This is a genomic window from Nonomuraea basaltis (assembly GCF_005893125.1).
Taxonomy (GTDB): Bacteria; Actinomycetota; Actinomycetes; order Streptosporangiales; family Streptosporangiaceae; genus Nonomuraea; species Nonomuraea basaltis.
In genome coordinates this window covers 136,010-154,464 of the sequence record NZ_VCJS01000002.1, presented here as the reverse complement: position 1 = coordinate 154,464, position 18,455 = coordinate 136,010, and the positions used below count along the sequence as shown (strand labels likewise).

The window sequence follows — 18,455 nt, the reverse complement described above, 5'->3', positions numbered from 1 at the left end:
TCGGATCGGGGCGTCGGGGGATACGTGACCACGGTGGCTCACCGCGCTTGGGGCCCATTTGCCGACCACTTGGTGGGGCTGCCAAGGAATCCGCTCGTCCGCCAAGCGGGCCGCTCAGCTTCGGGACCGCACCTCGGCGAGCGCCTCGAGCGCCCGTTGCCGCCAGTGCGTGGAGCCGATCTCGGCGGCGACCTCGGCGGCGGTGGCGTAGTGCTGCGCCGCGGTGGCCGGCTCTCCCAGGAATTCCGCCAGCTCGCCCAGGGTGAGGGAGACCGGTCCGAGGGTGACCGACACGGTGTACAGGCCGGCCATCTCCTCACGGTAGGGCAGGAGCGTGCGGTAGCACTCCTCGGCCACCTCACGCACATCCAGCGCGATCGCGTTGGCCGCGCGGAGGGCGAGGCTGATCATCTGAAACGCCTCCCGCTCGGGCATGCGGTGCGCCGGCCATGCGGCCCGAGCCTCGTCCAGGCGCCCGGCGGCGACGAGCGCGCGGACGTAGAACTCGTCGAAGCGATGGGGGATTCGGTCGCGCGCGGCCGCCAGCTCGGTCACCGACTCGTGGGCGCGGCCGCAGGCCAGGCGCACCGAGAAGCGCGCCAGTGCACCGAAGATGTGGACAGCGGGCCCGGTCACCTCGGCTATTCGGTCGGTGAGGAGGGTGTAGGCGGCCTCCGCCTCGGCGAACTTTCCCGTGATCGACAGGTGGAGCGCGTCGAGGAAGGCGATGATGGCGAGGGAGAGACCGAGTTGGCCGGTGGTGGAATGCTCGGTCGCCTGGTCGGCGTGCCGGCGGGCCGTGGCCCAGTCGTTGCGGCCGAGCGCGACCACGCACAGGGCGTGGTGGCCGAGGGTCTGGTAGCCGAGCAGCCCGGCGCGGGCCGAGATCTCCAGCAGCTCATGGCCGAGGGCTTCCAGCTCGTCGCGGCGGCCGGGCGGCACCACCACCCAGTAACGGGCGTTCAGCGCCATGCAGAGCAGATGTGGATCGCCGATGCCGCGGGCGATCTCGACCGCCTCCGCGCTGGTGTCCGCCAACAGCTCCGGGCCGGCGCTCTCCATTTCCTGGACGAGGGCGATGAGCAGGCGGCACCGCATCTCGCCGGTCGCGGTGGCCAGCAGGCTCTGGATGGCCTCGACAAGGTCGGTTTCGATCTCGTGGGAGCCTTTGATCGACCAGATGACCGGCGCGTGGAAGGAGATCGCGGCACGGGCGATCGCGTCAGGGGCGCCGGTCATCTTCGCGATGGCCAGCGCGGCCGATCGGTTCGCCAGCGCGCTGGCGACGTCGCCCGCGTGGGCTTGCGCGGCGACCAGGCGGCACATCAGGTCCACCCGGAGTTCGTGGGCGGCATCGGTTGCGAGGTCGAGCGCGTCGAGGGCGCCGTGGAGCAGGGTGGCGGCCTCCCGGTGGGCGTACAGCGCCGAGGCGTGCTCGGCCGCTTTCCGCGCGTACTCGGCGGCGCTGCGTGCCGTTGCCGTGGTCGCGGCGGCCAGGGCGTGGTGGCCGAGCGCGGTGACATCGCCGGGCCGGACCCTCTCCATTGCGGTCAAGATCTTCGCGTGCAGCCGGATGCGGCGCAGCCGGGGGATGCCCTCATACAGCGTCTCGCGGACCAGGATGTGGGTGAAGCGCACGTGGCCCGGGCGGGGTTCGGTGAGCAGCCCGGCCAGCACGCCGGCCTCCAGGCCGTCGAGCACGCTCTCCTCGTCGGCGTCGGGCATGGCGATCAGCACGTCGGCCTCGGCGTCGCGGCCGAGCACGGCGGCGTTGCGCAGGGTGGTCTGGGTGGTGGCCGGCAGGCGGGCGATGCGACGGCGGATCAGGTCGCGCACGCCCGGTGGCAGCGTATGCGCGGCCGAGGGGCCCTCGACGGCCAGCAGCCGGGCGGTCTCGGCGACGAACAGCGGATTGCCCTCGGTGCGTTCGGTCACCGTGCGGATGATCGCCGCGTCCACCTGCACGCCGGAGCGTTCCACCAGCAGCTCGCGGACCTCCTCGGCATCCAGCCCGGCCAGGTCGATGTCCTCGGCGCTCTGCCCGGCCAGCGCCGCCCGGGTGCCGAGCAGATCGGCGCCGGCTTCGGCGGGCCGGTGGGTGAGCAGTACCAAGACCGCGCTCTGGGCCAGCCGGGGAGCGAGATGGCGCAGCAGCTGCAGGGTCTCGTCATCGGCGCGGTGCACGTCCTCCAGCACCACAAGCAGCGGCCGGGGCATGCCTTGCAGGTAGTCCCCAGCGGCGCGGGCGAGCCAGAACTGGCCGATCTGCTCGGCGTCATCGCTCAGCAGCGGGGCCAGCCGCGCGGCGATCTCGGGGGCGGGCCGATGGACGGCCGACAGGGAGCGCAGCACCTCGCTCCACGCCCACGCCGGCGGCGCCCCGCCGAGCGTCTCCGGGCACCGGCCGACGGCGACCTGCCAGCCCTCATCGCACAGCCGCCGCAGCAGCGCCTCAGCGAGCGTGCTCTTCCCCACGCCCGGATCACCGCCGAGCCAGGCCACCCGGAAACCGTTGCGCGTCTGCCCGGCGGCGGCCAGCAACCGGCCCAGCTCGGCGGTACGGCCGATCATCCGGGGCGAAGGCGGCGCCGCGACAGGGCCGGTGGCCGCGGGAACAGGACCGGCGGGTTCCGGAGCCTGCCGGGACGGGCCGGTCGTCACCGGGCCTGGGATGACCGTGGTCAGGTCGAGTGCCGCGGCGTGGCTGAGTATGCCGGCCTGCAGGGCGGTCAGCGCCGGCCCCGGATCCACGCCGAGCTCCTCGGCGAGCAACTGCCGGGTCCTGCGCAGCACCGCCAGGGCGTCGCCTTGCCGCCCGGCCCGGTAGTGAGCCAGCGCCAGCAGCCGCACCGCGTTCTCCCGCAGCGGATGCAGCGCGACATGCCGCTCGAGCTCCGGCCCGACCTCCAGGTGCCGGCCGAGCGAGAGCCGCGCCTCGGCGCGGTACTCCACCGCGATCAGCCGCAGCTCCTCCAACTTCGCCGCCTCGGGAACCGCCCAGGCGTCCTCGGCGAACTCGGCGTAGGCCGGGCCGCTCCACATGCCCAGCGCCTCATCGGCCATGCCCAGCGCCTTGGCCGGATCCGCGGCGGTGAGCAGGGCGGCCGCGCCCTCCACCAGGTGCGGGAGACGCCAGGCGTCCACAGCCTCCGCCGCCAACCGCAGCCGGTAACCGGGCGGGGCGCTGGCCAGCACCTGGGCCGGGGTGCGCGGGGCCCGGCCCGGCTCCAGCACCCGCCGCAGGTTCGAAACGTACGCCTGCAACGCCCCCAGCGCCTTGGGCGGCGGCTGACCGTGCCACAGGTCGTCGATGAACTGGTCGGTGGAGACCACATGACCACCGGCGCAGATCAGCCGGGCCAGCACCGCCCGCTGCAGTGGCGAGCCGGGCTCCACCCGGCGACCCGCCACTTCCACCTGGAATTGCCCGAGAATGCGTATGCGCACCATAAGGGGAGCAGCATATGGTCCCACGTATCACGACGCCAGGGGCGTCCACCACCTGCTGGAACGCGTCGATTCTGTCCCATGACACGCCACGGCCGATGGTGCGTCGCGCCGAAGGGATGAGTGCCCGCGCCGACGCTCCGGTGAGCCGGGTCAGCCGCGGCTGCGCGGTGCGCCGTACCAGCGCCAGTTCGTCCGGCGGGGGCGATCAGGCGTCTCGATGCGTCCGGTAGCCCACAAGAGGGTCGACCACGGAGTATCGGTGATGGGTACGTCGGGGAAGAGCCGCGCGAGGGCTCGCTCGCTCAAGTCCTGTGGGGGCTCCCAGGAGCGGTGCATTCCCTGAGCGATGTCGTGGGTGTGGACGAGGGTCTCGACGACGCCCATCGCGGCGAATCCCTCCGGGTCGGAGGCGTCGAAGACGTGCGGGGCCAAGGCGGTGGGGGCGGTGGTGTCGACGACTGTTGCGAGCAGTCCGCCGCAAGCCTCCACAACGGTCAGGAGTCCCTCAGGCCCTGCCTCCTCGTCGCCGAAGATGACATTGGCCGGCCCTTCGGGTCGATCACGGGAGATTCGCAGCGGCACGCGTGGCACGTCCATCGGGTGCGCGAGCCCGAACCGCAGCGCGTAGGTGAGCAGGTCGTCCGCGAGGTGCTCGAGGGTCTCCCAGCACGTCCACTCCAGGCCGCCGGCACGGACATGCCATTGGGCCGCAGGGACGCCAGTGAGGCCGTTGATGCAGTGGTCGACGGCCTGGCGCACGTGCTTCCCGCTCACCAGCATGTGCGGTTCTCCGCTCTGTGGCATGCGGCAAAGCCTACGAGGCCGGGTCGATGTGCGGATGCGGGCCGGGAGATGTTCGCGGCGGTCCCCGGCGGCCAGCACGAGCGTGACCGTGACGGAGGCCGCCGCGAGCAGCGTGATCGCCGCGGCCGGAGGCTAATTCGGTATGAATCTATCCATAAGCCTGTTCAACGGTTGTTCGGCGACCCGGTCGCAGATGAGCGCGGTGGTCACGGCGCCGACTGCGATGAGCCAGGCCGCCGGGCCGAGCGGCGTCGAGCCGAAGAAGTGGCTGACGCCGGGCGTCTGGACGATCGCGACCAGTGCCACCGCCGAGCCGAGGGCGCTGAGCAGAACGGTCCGGTCGCGTCCCGCGGCCTGCAGCGTCTGGGCCAGCTGGGTGCCGATCAGGGAGACCAGCCCGACCGTACGGGCTCGGGCCGCCGTGCCGGTGAAGCGGGCCAGCGTCCAGCCGAGCCCGGCGCCGAACGCGGTGATCAGGGCCCGCCGGGCGATGTCGCGCGTGAGCGCCTGCCCCAGGGAGCTCTCCGGACCCTCTTGCAGGAGGTTCGCCGCCTTCTCCGGAGAGGGCGCGCGCAGCGCGATGGCCAGCGCGGGCGCCAGGTCGGTGAGCATGTTGACCAGCAGGAGCTGGCGGGCCGACAGCGGGGAGGCGCCGGTGGAGAGCGCGCCGAGCAGGGTGAAGCCGATCTCGCCCACGTTGCCGCCGACCAGAATGGCCAGTGCCTCGCGGACCGAGGCCCACATGGCGCGGCCTTCGGCCAGCGCCGAGACGATGGTCTCCAGCCGGTCGTCGCTCACGACGAGGTCGGCCGCGGCCCGCGCGGCGGGGGTGCCGGTGCCGCCGAGGGCGATGCCGACGTCGGCCAGCCGGATGCCGGCGGCGTCGTTGGCGCCGTCGCCGGTCATGGCCACGACCTTGCCGAGCTGCTGGAAGGCGCGTACGACCTGGACCTTCTGCTCCGGGGTGCAGCGAGCCACCACGTCGATGGACGGCAGCCGCTCGGCCAGCTCGGGGTCGTCCAGGTCGTCCAGCTCGGCGCCGGTGAGGACGCGCGGCTCGTCGGTGATCAGCTCGGCGGCGATGGCGCCGGCCGTGCTGGGGTGATCGCCGGTGAGCATGACGATCTGTACGCCGGCCGCGCGCAGGCGGGTGACGGCAGGGCTGGCGGCGTGCCGTACGACGTCGGCAAGACCGAGCAGGCCGACGAAGGTGAGGTCGGCCACGTCGGCGTCGGCGAGCCCGCCCGCCTGCCCGCGTTCGGCCACGGCGAGGACGCGGTGCCCGGAGGCGGCCAGGTGTTCGACGCGTTCCTCGATGCGGCGCAGCTCCTTGTCGTCCAGAGGGCGCTCGGCGCCGCTCACCCGCACGCGGGCGCAGCGCGGGAGCACGGTCTCGGGTGCCCCTTTGACGCTGAGCAGGCGGGTGCGGCCGGAGCGGCCCAGGGTGGCGTGGAAGCCCCTGGACGGTTCGAACGGCAGCGCCGCCAGCTCGCGCCAGCCGCGCGCGCCCGTCCTGCGGGTCACGCCGGCGTCCTTGGCTCCGGCGGCGACGGCGGCGTCGGTGAGGTGGCTGTGCTCACCGTTGCCCTCCTCGCCCGGTGTCGCCCGCAGCCCGGCGGCGATGACCTCGCGCAGATCGCCCAGCTCGTGGAGGGGCGCCTCGCGCCGGGCGTCGCAGACGCGGGCCAGCCGGATCTCGCCCGCGGTGAGCGTGCCCGTCTTGTCGAAGCACAGCACCTCGACCCGGCCGAGCGCCTCGATGGTACGCGGATCGCGCACGTGCACGCCGTGCTTGGACAGACGCCGGGCCGCCGCCAGCTGGGCCGCGCTGACCAGCAGCGGAAGTCCTTCCGGCACGGCGGCCACGGCGAGGCTGACGCCCTCACCGAGCGTCTGGCGCAGCGGCCGGCCGCGGACCAGACCGGCCAGGGTCAGGGCCGCCGCCGAGCCGAGGGCGATCGGCGTGGTGGCCCGGGTGATCTGGGCCAGCCGGTCGGCCACCCCGCTGCGCGGCGCCGTCTCTTGCGCGGCGGCCATGGCGCTGCCCGCCTCGGTGGCGTCGCCCACGGCCACCACGACCGCCGTGGCGGTGCCGGCTGCGATCGAGGTGCTCTCATACAACACCGAACGGCGCTCGGCGACCTCGCGGGCGAAGACCGGCGCCGCGTCTTTGGTCACCGGCAGGGACTCGCCGGTCAGGGCCGATTCGTCGGCCTCCAGCCCGTCCGCCGCCACGATCCGGCAGTCGGCCGGCACCACCTGGCCCGCCGAGAGCCGCACGACGTCTCCTTCGACCAGGTCACGGGCGTCGACGTCGCGTTCCACGCCTTCGCGCAGCACCCGGGCGGGCACGCGTACGTGACCGGCCAGCTCGGCCAGCGTCCTGGCGGTGGCCATCCGCTGCACGCCCCCGGCCAAGGCCGACAGCCCCATGACGCCGGCCACCAGGGCGGCGTCGACTGGCGAGCCGACCACGGCCGAGCCGGCAGCGCCGGCGGCGAGCACGGGCGTGAACGGGTTGGCCAGCTCCGCCGCCGTCTCGCGCAGCAGTGAGGGCCGCGTGGCGGCCGCGACCGCGCGGCGGCGCCGATCGGCTTCGCCGGCGGTGAGGCCGTCGAGCCCGGTGTCCAACTCGCGCAGCACCGCCTCGACCGGCATCGCATGCCACGGCCGCGGGTCCGCCGGGGCTCGCGCGGGAGTCCGTGCCGCACGCCAGGCACGCCAGGCGCCGTGGCCCATCGACAGGAAGGTCACGACGTTCACCGCGGCCAATGCGTGCGCCGCCGACCGGGCGGCAGGGGAGGTGAGCGCGAGCAGGGCGCCGACTCCGGTGCCCGCGCGAGCCAGCCGCACGCCGTCGACAGCCACCTGGCGCGCCGCCACCACGGCAGCGATCAAGGCCACGAGCGGGCGCAGCCCGTCCCTGAACAGCACGTGGGCACCCCAGGGAACGTCCGTTCGCGCCGCGTTCGCCCGCGCCGAGCCATTCGAGGACTTCAGCGCCCGGCCGCTTGAGGACGACGGCAGCACACCGGCCCCGCAGTCGGCCTGTGCCAATGCGCGGCGGTCCGCGGACACCAGCAGCACACCGGCCCCTTCCGCCTGCAACTGCCGCACCTGCTCGGCGTCCACACCCGGTCGCACGACGAGCCGCAGCCCGGCCTTGCGCACCGCGGCGACGGCTGCCTCCGCGCCCGGCGAGCGCTGGCGGGCCGTCTCGGCGGCCGCTTGTTTCTTACCGTCGCGGGTCAACGTCAGCTTGGCGCCGCGACCGCGCAGCCGCCACGGGCCGTCCTGCCGCGTGGCGCTCGGCCGGTCGGGGTCGAACAGCCGGTAGAGCCAGGTGGCCACCTCCTCGGGGTCGGCTCCGGGCGCCGGCGTCACCTCGCTGACCACGCTGCGCGGCGACAGCAGCACCTCCTCGTCGAACACCACCGTGTCGATCCGGTCCAGCCGCCGCAGCGCGTGCCAGTCCGTGACGACCACGCCCCGGCCCGACAGCATGATGCCGAGCTCGGCCGCGAACGTCTCCCGGCCCGCGAAGGCCGCCTTGGGCGTGCAGATCATCGCGGTCTGCAGGCCGCGCCGCGCGTTCATGCTCAGCAGCGTCCCGGCCATCCCGCCCAGTGGCGCTCCGGTGAGCAACTGGTCGGCGTAACGCTCCGCCGGGCCCGGTGGCAGGGCGACCGGCCGCTCCACAGGAATCTCGGAGGCGGCCGCCCGCTCCGGCGTTCCGGTCAGGCTCTCCTCCGCCGTCCGCCAGGTGATCTCCTCGGCGTGGCGCTCGCGCAGCTGCACCAGGCGCTGAGCCACGTCCACCGCCAGCCCGGTCATACCCGGCGCGAGACCCTGCACGGCGGCGCCCGCCACAGGCAGCCACGTCTTCAACGGATGGGTGGGAATCGCGTCGTTGATCGCCTCTTGCAACCGTGGGAGGTTGTCCACCAGCCCCAGCAGACCGGCCGCCTCCGCGGGGAGTGGCGTGCGCTGGATCAGCCACTCCAGCCCGGTCGCCAGAATGCCGCCGACGTCCGCCGCGAGGACCAGCCCCGGCGGCGGCTCGTCGGGCACGACCGCTTCCGATTTCTCCTCAGTCGCTGCTTCCGCCTCGTCAAGCGCCCTCATCAGCTCGGCCGTGTCCGGCGGGGGGTCGTCCAGCGCGACGATCGCCCGGCCCAGCGGCACGTTGACCCGCGCCCATCGCACTCCCGGCACGGTCTGCAGCCTGGTCTCGATCTCGGCCTCGGGGACGGGCCTGCGCAGCAGCTCCAGATGGATGCGGCCCGGATAGCTCCAGGTGGAGCGCCCTCCGAGGGCACCGACGGTGCTCGCCATCCGGCGTAGGGGACGGGTGATGTGTCCGAGCATGCGTGTCCCCGTACCCCGCCTGCCGAGATCAGTCTGCGGTGCAGATTAAATCTCAATGAACGAGAGATTTACGGAGACGTACGCCGCCGCCCCCGCACAGCGGGTCCGCCGTCCGGCCTTACCAGTAGTCCCTTCGACACTGCCGCGCATGTGACGTCCCAGCAAGATATGCGCTGTGCGTCGTCGAACATGGCAGGATTGAGGCGGGCCGGACCGCATGAATTACCGATCAAGGATCGTCGATGTCGACTACACATGGTCTGGGCGTCATGTCCGAAATCCTTGGCAGGGACGCCACCCAATCCGGGCCAACCGCGCTGCGCATCCTCGTCGGCAGGCAGCTACGTCAGCTGCGCGAGGGGAGCGGGATCACCCGCGAAGCCGCCGCCTATCTCATCCGAGGATCACACTCCAAGATCAGCCGCATGGAAGCCGGACGCACCGGTTTCAAACTCCGTGACGTCGCCGACCTGCTCACCTTGTACGGCGTCAACGACGAAGCCGAACGCCAAGCCGTGCTCGCCCTCGCCGAACAAGCCAACGCCCCCGCCTGGTGGCGGGACCACCGCGACGTGATCCCCGACTGGTTCGAGCCCTACCTCGGGCTGGAGCGGGACGCCGCGCTCATACGCACCTACGAAGTCCAGTACGTTCCCGGCCTGCTGCAAACCGAAGACTACGCTCGCGCTGTGATCGTCGAGGGCCACAAAGGCGACACCCCGGAGCGGATCGAACGCCGAGTCGCGGTACGGATGCGCCGCCAGCACATCCTCAACCAGCCCAACCCGCGCAAACTCTGGGTCGTGCTGGACGAAGCGGCGCTGCACCGCCGCGTCGGGGGCGACGCCATCATGCGCGCCCAACTGGAACACCTCGCCCAGATGGCCGACCTGCCGCACATCACCGTGCAAGTGCTGCCCTTCACGTCCGCCGCCGCTGTCGGCGGCGTCGGACCCGTCACGATCCTGCGATTCGCCCAGAAAGAACTGCCCGACGTCGTCTACGTCGAGCACCTCACCAACGCCCTCTACCTCACCAAGAGCGCCGACGTGATGCCGTACCAGAAGCTGATGGACGAACTCGGCATCTCCGCCCCGCAGGGGCCCGCCAGTCGGGCGATCCTGCGTCAGCTCATCGACACGCTGTGACTCTCACGGTTTCCGCGCCACCCCGCAGAACGCGTCCACCTCGGCAGGCAGACCGAACACATCTGATTCCACCCGCCAGCGAGAAACCGACACGACACCCGGGTCCAGCAACTCCAGCCCGTCGAAGAAGCGCTCGATCTTCGCGGGGGTGCGCAGCTGATACTCATACACCTCGCCCTGGTCGCGGAGCCGCTCAGCCGCGGCCGCCGCTTCCGGCTTGACGGTTTTCGTGCCGTCCTCGAACACCAGATGGCTCCCCGGCGGCAGCGCACCCATCAGCTGCTTCGCCAGCGCATACGCCTCGCCGTCGTCCATGATGGTGCCCATCACACCCAAGAGCATGAGCGCGGTCGGCTGGGTGAAGTCCAGCGTCTTGGCCGCGAACTCCAAGATGGTGTCCGGGTCGCGCACGTCGGCCTCGATGTAGTCGCAGGCCCCGCGAGGGTCGCTGGCCAGCAGCGCGCGGGCGTGCACCAGCACCAGGGGGTCGTTGTCGACGTAGACGATACGGCTCGTCGGATCCACCTGCTGGGCCACCTCATGAGTGTTGTCCACGGTCGGTAGCCCTGTACCAATGTCCAAGAACTGCCGGATTCCGGCCTCGCCGGCGAGGTATCGGACAGCTCGCCCGAGAAAAGCCCGAGCGTGCCGCGCGATATCTTCCATGCCCGGATAGGTGACCGCGAGTATCGCGGCGAGTTCCCGGTCGACCGGGTAGTTGTCCTTTCCGCCCAGCCAATAGTTCCAGACCCTGGCCTGATGCGGCCTGGTGATGTCGATCCTGGCGAGAAGCTCCTGGTCCGGCAGGTGCGAATCATCGGTCACGAAGGCTTCACCTCATATGTCGCATCTGCTGGCTTTTCCGGACAGGATTCCGGCTTTCGCCTTTTCTATCAAGTCGTCACAATCCTGTCATGGCGTTACGCTCATCGTCGCCTTGGAGGGGCTCGTCAAGCCCCGATATCACGTTGACGCCGCCGGGCCGCTTCACCGGTGGCGTCGAAGAAGCTGGTCATCGCTTTCACGGTGCTGTTCAGCGTGCTGCGGTCCACCGGAACCGCAACGAACCTAGCCCGCTGACCGAGCCGCAGCACTCGGTCAGCGGGCCGCCCAAGGGTCGTCGGCGATCGGCTCGCCGCCGGCCAGGGCGGCGAACAGGTCCTCCCACAACGGCATCACCCTCTCCGGCGTGTACTCGCCGGCGGATTCGGCTGCTGCGGCGCCCAGTCGGCGGCGCAGCTCGCGATCGGTCATCAGCCGGGCCAGCGCCTCGGCCAGCGCCTCGACGTCGCGCGGCGGCACCGGCAGCCCGTTCTTACCGGGCGTCAGCAGGTCGGCGGGTCCGGTGGGGCAGTCGAAGGCGACGATGGCCAGGGCGTGGCCCATCGCCTCGATCATCGCCAACGGCAGGCCCTCGATGCGCGAGCTCAGCGCGTAGATCGACGCCTGGGCGAGCTCCTCGTCGATGCGGTCGCTGCGGCCCATGAGCCGCATCCGATCGCCCGAGCCGTGCTCGTCGATCCGCTGCTGGAGCCGGTCCTTGGACGGGCCCGTGCCGAAGATCCGCAGGCGCCACTGCGGAAACTGCGCCGCCGTCGCGGCGAAGGCGTCGATGAGCATGTCGAAGCCCTTTTGCGGCACCAGCCGGCCCACGGCGATCACGATCGGGTGGCTCTGGTCGGAGTGCGTGCGGTGCTCCACGTGCACGGCGTTGGGGATGCGCACGATCGGCGTGCGATTGAGCAGCGCCCGGTATTCGGCCCGGCTGGTCTCGGTCAGCACCGCGATCGCGTCGAAGCCGCCGTAGTGGCGGGCGATCTGCTCGCGCACTGCCGGGTGGTAGGCGGCCAGATTCATGTGCTCCTGCGCCACCCGGAGTACGCCCTTGCCGGCGCGGCGGGCGGAGATGAGATTCAGCGCCGGGCGGGTGGTGACCAGGGTGCCGTCGCGCAGTGAGGACACGTAGTCGATCGCGGCCGCCTCCACGCGTTCGGTGAAGTATTCGGCGGCGAACTCCCCGTACGGGACGATCTTGCCGCGGGCTCGCCGCCACATCTTGCGGGCCATCGAGTCGGAGGTGACGCCGTCACGCTGGTCCACCAGCGCCGACAGGCGCACCCGCGGGTCGATGGTGAACTGCGGCTTGGTGCGGCGGCGTACGACGCTGACGATCTCGACCTCGTGGCCCACCTGCGCCATCGCGTTGGCCTGGTTGATCACCGTGCGGATCGTGCCGCCCATGCCGTACGCGTGCAGCAGCATGTAGCGGATCTTCATGGCAGGTACTCCCAGATCCGGCACATGTTCCGCAGCGACTCGGGGACCTCTTCGGGCCGGGGCAGGTCGCGCCCTGGCTGCACGCTGCCGGATCGGATCTTGTCCTTCCAGTCGCCGAGCCCCTTGGTCACCACGTCGGGCGTGCCGAAGGCGAGCATCTCGGGCGCCCAGGCCAGACCGAGGAACTCGCAGATCCCGCGCAGGATCTTGTCCGGCTCGGCGGTCAGCTCCTCGTAACGCACGGTCAGGCCCGGCAGCGCGCTCCTGGCTCGTTCCACCGCCTTCATGTAGCGCAGCGCGTCGGCCGCCGCCTCCGCCGGGGTGCGCTTGTCCGGGCCGGCCTCGTGCCAGGAGGTTGCGATCGAGGCCGGGTGGCGCAGCAGGAACACGTATCGCGCGTCCGGCCAGCAGGCTGCGATCCGCTCGTAGGCGAAGGCGTTGGCCGGGGTCTTGTCCACGATGAACCGCTTGCCGCTGCGTACCAGCTCCCGATGGAGCACCCGGTCCCACAGGAGATGCTCCAGATCGGCCAGGTTGTGCCCGAGCGCGGCCATCGCCTTGTCGGCCAGCCCGGTGCCGAACTCCACGCTGAGGCGGCGTACGTGCAACTCGTGCGGGGCGTGCAGGTCGGGGTGGGCGTTGAGCATCGTCCGCAGCAGCGTCGAGCCGGATCGGACCGGCGAGATGACGAACACGGGGGCTGCCAGCAGGCGATCTGCCTCAGGGTCGGCCGGCGGCCTGAACATCGCGTCGGCGGCCTTCTTCGGCCGCCCGGAGGTGTTCTCGGCTTTCCCTACTTGTTCGATCCGAAATCCTGCGTACCTGGCCAGCGCTCCGTTGATTCTGCGCTGCCACTTCATGGTGGGGGAGATTACCGGTCCTTGCTGGGGATTGACTGAGAATCGCGAACGGCCACAGGCACCCAGCCCGCGGCCGTTCTCGCACTGCCCTCTACTTACGCCGCTTGCCGTACAGGCCGACCGACAGCGAGACGCCGAACGCGGCCAGGGCGACCTGGATGCCGAGCTCGATCCAGTCGATGCCCCTGGTGTCGGCAACCCCCAGAGCGGCCGCGATCGCGGTGCCGATCAGAGCCGCGACCACGCCGATCAGGATCGTCAGCCAGACGGGAATGCGCTGCCGCCCCGGAAGGACCAGCCGCGCCAGCGCGCCGATCACGATGCCGATGACGAGGCCGGAAATGATGCCGGTGATCTCCACGCTGAACTCCCCTGGAACTCGGTGGTCCGCCTGTCCCGCACAACGAACGCATCGCACGGACGGTTCCTGGCCCATCAAGACCAGGGTCATTTCGGCCCTGGTCGATGCGCACGTCAGCGGATCGCCACTCCGATACGTTGGGCATATGGCGACCGCCCCTCCCCAAGCCCTTCAAGCCGCGCAGACGGCGCCTCCCAGACTTGCCTGGCTGGACGCACTGCGGGGCATCGGCGCCCTCGCGGTCGTCGGAGAGCACCTGACGACCTGGGCCATGCCCTGGTTACGCCCCACCTCGTTCAACCTGGGCCTGTACGGCGTCCTGGTCTTCTTCCTGGTCAGCGGCTACATCATCCCGACCTCGCTGGAACGCCACGGCGACGTGCGGGCCTTCTGGATCGGCCGCCTCTTCCGCCTCTACCCGCTCTACCTCGCGGTCATCGGCCTCGTCCTGGCCCTGGCCTGGTGGATTCCCATACGCCAGGAGGTGCCCCGCGACGCCTCCTCGGTGGCCGCGCACGCGACGATGCTGATCGACGCGGTCGGCTCGGGCGCCGTGCTGAACACCATGTGGACGCTGTCGTACGAAATGATCTTCTACCTGATGGTCGCCGCGCTGTTCGTCACCGGCGTGCGCGACCGCCGCGGGCTGCTCCCGGTCCTGTTCGGCCTGATCGCCCTTGTCGCAGGCATCGCGCTGTCCGGGGCGCCGCTGACGGGTGGGTGGCTGGCCTGGCTGTCGCTCGCCGCATTGGTCACCGGTCTGGCCTGTGTGATCTCCGGACGCGCACGTACGGCCGGAGCCTGCGCGCTGGGCGTCATGGCGCTGGCTCTGGTGCTGCTGAGCAGCCGCGTCCCCTGGTTCGCCGCGGCGATCCTCGCCGTCATGTTCACCGGCACCGCGATCCACCGCTGGCAGCGCGGCGAAGGCCCGCTCTGGCCGGTGGCCATCGCCGCCTCACTGGTGACCTCGACTCCGCTCTGGGCCGTCAACGCCGGCTGGTGGTGGGTGCAGCCGGACGTGTGGAGCCTGACCATCGTCCTGGCGGGCGCCACCTTCGCGGCCGCCATGGCCTGGCGCGCCCGCCGGGTTCCCGCCCTCCTCGCCGGGCTCGGCACCATCAGCTACTCCCTCTACCTGGTGCACCTGCCGATCCTCCTCATCGTCATGGAGCTGGCGGGGGAGATGCGCTGGTCACCACTTCCCGCGCAGGTCGGCATCAGCGTGGCCTATCTCGGCGTGCTCCTGCCGTGCAGTTGGCTGAGTCACCGGCTCCTTGAGCGTCCGATGCAGCGCGCCGGCCGCCGCCTGGTTGAACGCCTGTCCGCTACAGGCGCGACACGTCAGCGCCGTCCTCGGGCGGCGGCAGATCGGGCATCACCCGCCGCCCGATGAAGTGCCAAGATTCAGTCGAAGGCGTGGACCGAACCGCGCCGGCCGACGCTGAACCACCACCAGAGCATCTCCACGATCACTGTGCCGGGACCGGCTACTACGCAAAACCCTGCCCCAGGGCGACGATCAGCGAGAGCAGCGCGATCGGTCCCATCACCGCGACCGACACCACCGTCGCACTGCGGCCGGGCAGGACGCGGGCGAGCGTACGCGTGGCCGCCTGGCGCACCGCCCCTGAGCCGGGCAGCACGAACAGCCCCAGCGTGAAGGCGCCCGCGGCGAAGGACTCCGCATGGCCGGCCGGCATCCGGCCGGCCCCTTGCATGAGGCTCGAGGCGAGGATGCCGAACGCCAGCGCCAGCAGCAGATGGCCCACCGTCACGAGCACGGCCTGGAACAGCGTCCGCCGGTTCTCGCCGAAGAGGTATTCGCCGATGCGCAGTGCCAGCGAGAGCGCGGCGGCCATGGTGCCCACGATGACCGGCATGACGACGGTCAGTGCCACCAGCGTGACGAGCAGGAGCACCCCGACGAACCGGCTGCTGTGCAGGAACCGCCGAGGGTCGGCGGGTGGCGTGGACGGCGGGGGCGGCGGGTCGCCCGCCACTCGCTGGTCGGCGAGCTGCGTCGGCGCCACGGCCGGGACCGGTGCGGGTACGTAGGGTGGCGGCTTCTCCTGGTGTCTCCGGCCGTATGCGACCGGTGGAAGCAGGTCGGAGAAGGTGTCCATGGTCAGCGTGCGCTCGTCCAGCCGCTGGGTGCCGCTCGGCGGGCCGGACGCGCCGGCCGGATCGAGCGCCCCGGCCATCCGCAGCAGATCCTGCGCGCTGGGCCGCCCCACCGCATCCACCTGCAACGCCCGCGACAACCAGCCACGTAACCACACCGGCGCCCGGTCGATCTGCGCCCGCCCCTCCATGATGTTGAAACAGACCGTCTCGAACGTCCCCGTGCCGAACGGCGGCAGCCCCGTCGCGGCGAAGAACAGCGTCGAGGCCAGCGCGTGCACGTCGGCCGCCTGAGTGATCTGAGAGTTGCGGATGATCTCCGGCGCCAGATAGCCCGGCGTCCCCACGAACATGCCCGACTGCGTCAGCCGGGTCGCGTTCACCAGATGCGCGATCCCGAAGTCGATGACCAGCGGTTGCCCATCGACCAGCATGACGTTGGACGGCTTGAGGTCGCGGTGGATCACACCGGCCGCGTGAATGGCCACCAGCGCCTGGCAGAGACCCTGGGCGACCCTGATGACCTCGCGCGCCTCCAGGGGCCCCTCGGTCAGCACGGTGTCCTCCAGCGTCCGCCCAGGCACGAAACGGGTCACCACATACGGCCGGCCGCCCACCAGCTCGGCGTCGATCACCTCGGCCACGTACGGGCTGCGCACCCGCCGCATGGTCTCCACCTCGCGGACCAGCCTGTCGCGCGCCTTGAGATCGGCGGCCACATGCGGGTGCAGCACCTTGATCGCGACCTCCCGGCCCGCGCCGTCGAGACCGAGGTGGACGACCCCCATGCCGCCCTCACCGATCTTCCTGACCAGCCGGTAAGGGCCGAGATGCTCCTGCGTCTGAGTGCTCATCCCCGACGTCATCCTCCCGATCTTCCCCTCAGCACGCCGAACTCCGTGCCCACTGGCCCGGAGGTCCTCCGGCGGCGTATCCCCCGAGATGCACCGTAAGCGACGAGCGGCGAGAGCGCGGCGGCGGCGACGCTCGCCTAACCGAGGAGCCTATGGCAGGGAGCGGCTCTCTCCCGCGCGTGAACCGGTATTGGCCAGAGATCGGACTGCGGAGTGGACAGTGCCGAAGAGCCCGGTACGCCCAGGTCGCGGAACGCCGCGGGCGGTGAGGAGGGTGAGCCGGCCGGGTAGCGGGGAGTGACGCCGCCCTTTGGAGGCAGGCGGGCAAGCCGGTGGTAGAGGGAGGCGACATGAGCAGGACACCGATCGGTGAGTACGCGTTGTTGTCGGATCGGCATTCCGCGGCGCTGGTGGCCAAGGACGGTGCGGTGGACTGGTGGTGCCTGCCCAGGTTCGACAGCCCATCGGTGTTCGGCGCCCTGCTGGACGAGGCCGCAGGCTCGTGGCGCATCCGCCCGGTGGGGGAGTTCGAGGTGTCGCGCCGTTACGTGGAGGCCACGATGGTGCTGGAGACCACCTTCGAGACGGCCGGCGGGGTTCTGGCGCTGACCGACGCGCTGGCGACCGGGCCGGAGCGGGACCCGCATCGGCTCGGGGCGCGGGCTCCGCATCTGCTGGTGCGCTCGGCCCGATGCGTGCGGGGGCGGATGGAGGTGGAGGTCTCCTTCGCTCCCCGGCCCGAGTACGGGCTGGTGGCGCCGCTGCTGCAGGCCGTACCGGGAGGGCTGGGCGTGCGGGGAGGCCCCGCGCGGTTGCTGCTGTCGGCGCCGGTGGATTGGGACGTCACCGCCGAGGGGGCCGTGGCACGGGCCAGGGTGGAGGCGGACCAGGTGCTGTGGTTCGCGCTGCAGTGGAGCGCGCTCGGCGATCGGCCGCCGCGCGTCCTGGCCGCGACGGAGATCGCCGCCGAGCTGGAGACCACACTGGCCTCCTGGCGGGACTGGTCGGACGAGCACCAGAACTACCAGGGCCCCTACCGTGAGCTGGTTCACCACAGCGGCCGGGTGCTGCAGGCGCTGAGCTACCAGCCCACCGGCGCGATCACGGCCGCGGCCACCACCTCGCTGCCGGAGCAGATCGGCGGGCAGCGCAACTGGGACTACCGCTACGCCTGGGTCCGGGACGCGAGCTTCACCTTGAACGCCCTGTGGGTGGCGGCCTGCCCGGACGAGGCGGGCGACTTCTTCTCCTTTCTGACCACCGCCGCCGCCACCTACCGGCCGCGCGAGGCGCTGCAGATCATGTTCGGCATCGGCGGCGAGCACGACCTGTCCGAACGCGAGCTGTCCCATCTCGGCGGCTGGCGCGGCAGCCGCCCCGTGCGGGTGGGCAACGACGCCTGGCGGCAGCCCCAGCTCGACGTGTACGGCGAGTTGCTCGACGCCGCCCACCGGCTGTCGGAGCAGCTCACCGAGCTGGACCAGCAGGCACGCGACTTCCTGGCCTCGCTGGCCGATGCCGCGGCCTGCCAGTGGCGTCAGCCTGACCACGGCATCTGGGAGATCAGGGACGAGCCCCGGCACTACCTGTACTCCAAGGTGATGTGCTGGGTGGCGCTGGATCGGGCGATCGCGCTGGCCGGCCTGCTGCGGGCCGCCGATCACGTGCCGGGCTGGCGGCGGACCAGGCGGGAGATCCGCCAGGCGGTGCTGGAGCAGGGCTGGAACGAGCGGGCCGGGGCCTTCACCCAGGCGTTCGGGTCGGCGGACCTGGACGCCTCGGCCCTGATGATGCCCATCGTCGGATTCCTGCCGGCCGACGATCCGCGGATGCTGGCCACCATCGACGCCATCGCCGGCGGCCTCACCGACGAGCAGGGGCTGGTCTACCGCTACCTGGCCGCCGACGGCCTGGCCGGCGACGAGGGGACGTTTCTGCTGTGCACCTTCTGGCTGTCGCACGCGCTGGCGCTGGCGGGGCAGACCGGGCGTGCCCGCCAGGTGTTCGAGACCGCCGCCGCCTTCGTCACCGATGTGGGACTGCTGGCCGAGGAGGTACATCCGGGCACGGGCGAGCTGCTCGGCAACTTCCCCCAGGCGTTCAGTCACATCGGCCTGATCAACGCCGCCTGGGCCATCCACCGAAGCGGGCTCTAGAGGCGTGGGCGCACCGGCAAGAATCACAACGGCCGGGCCCGGACCGGGTGCTGCCT

The 18,455-nt window shown here is 71.5% G+C and carries 11 protein-coding genes; 3 read left to right on the top strand and 8 right to left on the bottom strand.

Going from position 1 to position 18,455, the window contains the following annotated elements:
• Positions 1-114: 114 nt before the first annotated feature.
• The 3 genes from EJK15_RS01525 to EJK15_RS01515 form a co-directional block, all read right to left on the bottom strand.
• Positions 115-3,450, bottom strand: coding sequence for an ATP-binding protein (locus EJK15_RS01525; RefSeq protein WP_138708513.1), 3,336 nt, complete (start codon positions 3,448-3,450; stop codon positions 115-117).
• 150 nt (positions 3,451-3,600) lie between these two features.
• Positions 3,601-4,254: a DinB family protein gene (locus tag EJK15_RS01520; RefSeq protein WP_138708512.1), complete on the bottom strand. Its 654-nt coding sequence runs from the start codon at positions 4,252-4,254 to the stop codon at positions 3,601-3,603.
• A gap of 132 nt (positions 4,255-4,386) precedes the next feature.
• Complete coding sequence (locus tag EJK15_RS01515; RefSeq protein ID WP_206060593.1) at positions 4,387-8,589, bottom strand: cation-translocating P-type ATPase; 4,203 nt, start codon at positions 8,587-8,589, stop codon at positions 4,387-4,389.
• A 302-nt stretch (positions 8,590-8,891) separates the two neighbouring features.
• Between EJK15_RS01515 and EJK15_RS01510 the strand changes: the two genes are divergently transcribed.
• Positions 8,892-9,770: a helix-turn-helix domain-containing protein gene (locus EJK15_RS01510; RefSeq protein WP_171074043.1), complete on the top strand. Its 879-nt coding sequence runs from the start codon at positions 8,892-8,894 to the stop codon at positions 9,768-9,770.
• A gap of 3 nt (positions 9,771-9,773) precedes the next feature.
• On the opposite strand, the gene EJK15_RS01505 is transcribed toward EJK15_RS01510, so the two are convergent.
• The 4 genes from EJK15_RS01505 to EJK15_RS01490 all read right to left on the bottom strand — a co-directional run bounded on the left by EJK15_RS01505 (position 9,774) and on the right by EJK15_RS01490 (position 13,268).
• Entirely contained in the window at positions 9,774-10,595 is an 822-nt protein-coding gene (locus tag EJK15_RS01505) for an SAM-dependent methyltransferase (RefSeq protein WP_138708509.1), read from the bottom strand.
• Between the two features lie 273 nt (positions 10,596-10,868).
• Positions 10,869-12,047 carry a glycosyltransferase family 4 protein gene (locus EJK15_RS01500; protein ID WP_138708508.1) on the bottom strand — a complete coding sequence of 393 codons (1,179 nt, stop codon included), beginning with the start codon at positions 12,045-12,047 and terminating at the stop codon, positions 10,869-10,871.
• Positions 12,044-12,907, bottom strand: coding sequence for a sulfotransferase family protein (locus EJK15_RS01495; protein ID WP_138708507.1), 864 nt, complete (start codon positions 12,905-12,907; stop codon positions 12,044-12,046). The genes EJK15_RS01500 and EJK15_RS01495 overlap by 4 nt, the downstream gene beginning before the upstream one ends.
• Positions 12,908-12,998: 91 nt before the next feature.
• Positions 12,999-13,268, bottom strand: a complete 270-nt coding sequence (locus tag EJK15_RS01490; protein ID WP_138708506.1) for a GlsB/YeaQ/YmgE family stress response membrane protein — start codon at positions 13,266-13,268, stop codon at positions 12,999-13,001.
• Between the two features lie 145 nt (positions 13,269-13,413).
• Here EJK15_RS01490 and EJK15_RS01485 point away from each other — a divergent pair, with 145 nt between their 5' ends.
• On the top strand, positions 13,414-14,661 hold the full coding sequence (locus tag EJK15_RS01485; RefSeq protein WP_138708505.1) for an acyltransferase family protein: 1,248 nt from the start codon (positions 13,414-13,416) through the stop codon (positions 14,659-14,661).
• A 97-nt stretch (positions 14,662-14,758) separates the two neighbouring features.
• Here EJK15_RS01485 and EJK15_RS01480 read toward each other — a convergent pair whose 3' ends face one another.
• Complete coding sequence (locus EJK15_RS01480) at positions 14,759-16,243, bottom strand: serine/threonine-protein kinase (protein WP_138708504.1); 1,485 nt, start codon at positions 16,241-16,243, stop codon at positions 14,759-14,761.
• Between the two features lie 350 nt (positions 16,244-16,593).
• Between EJK15_RS01480 and EJK15_RS01475 the strand changes: the two genes are divergently transcribed.
• Positions 16,594-18,399, top strand: a complete 1,806-nt coding sequence (locus EJK15_RS01475; protein ID WP_138708503.1) for a glycoside hydrolase family 15 protein — start codon at positions 16,594-16,596, stop codon at positions 18,397-18,399.
• Positions 18,400-18,455 lie beyond the last annotated feature (56 nt).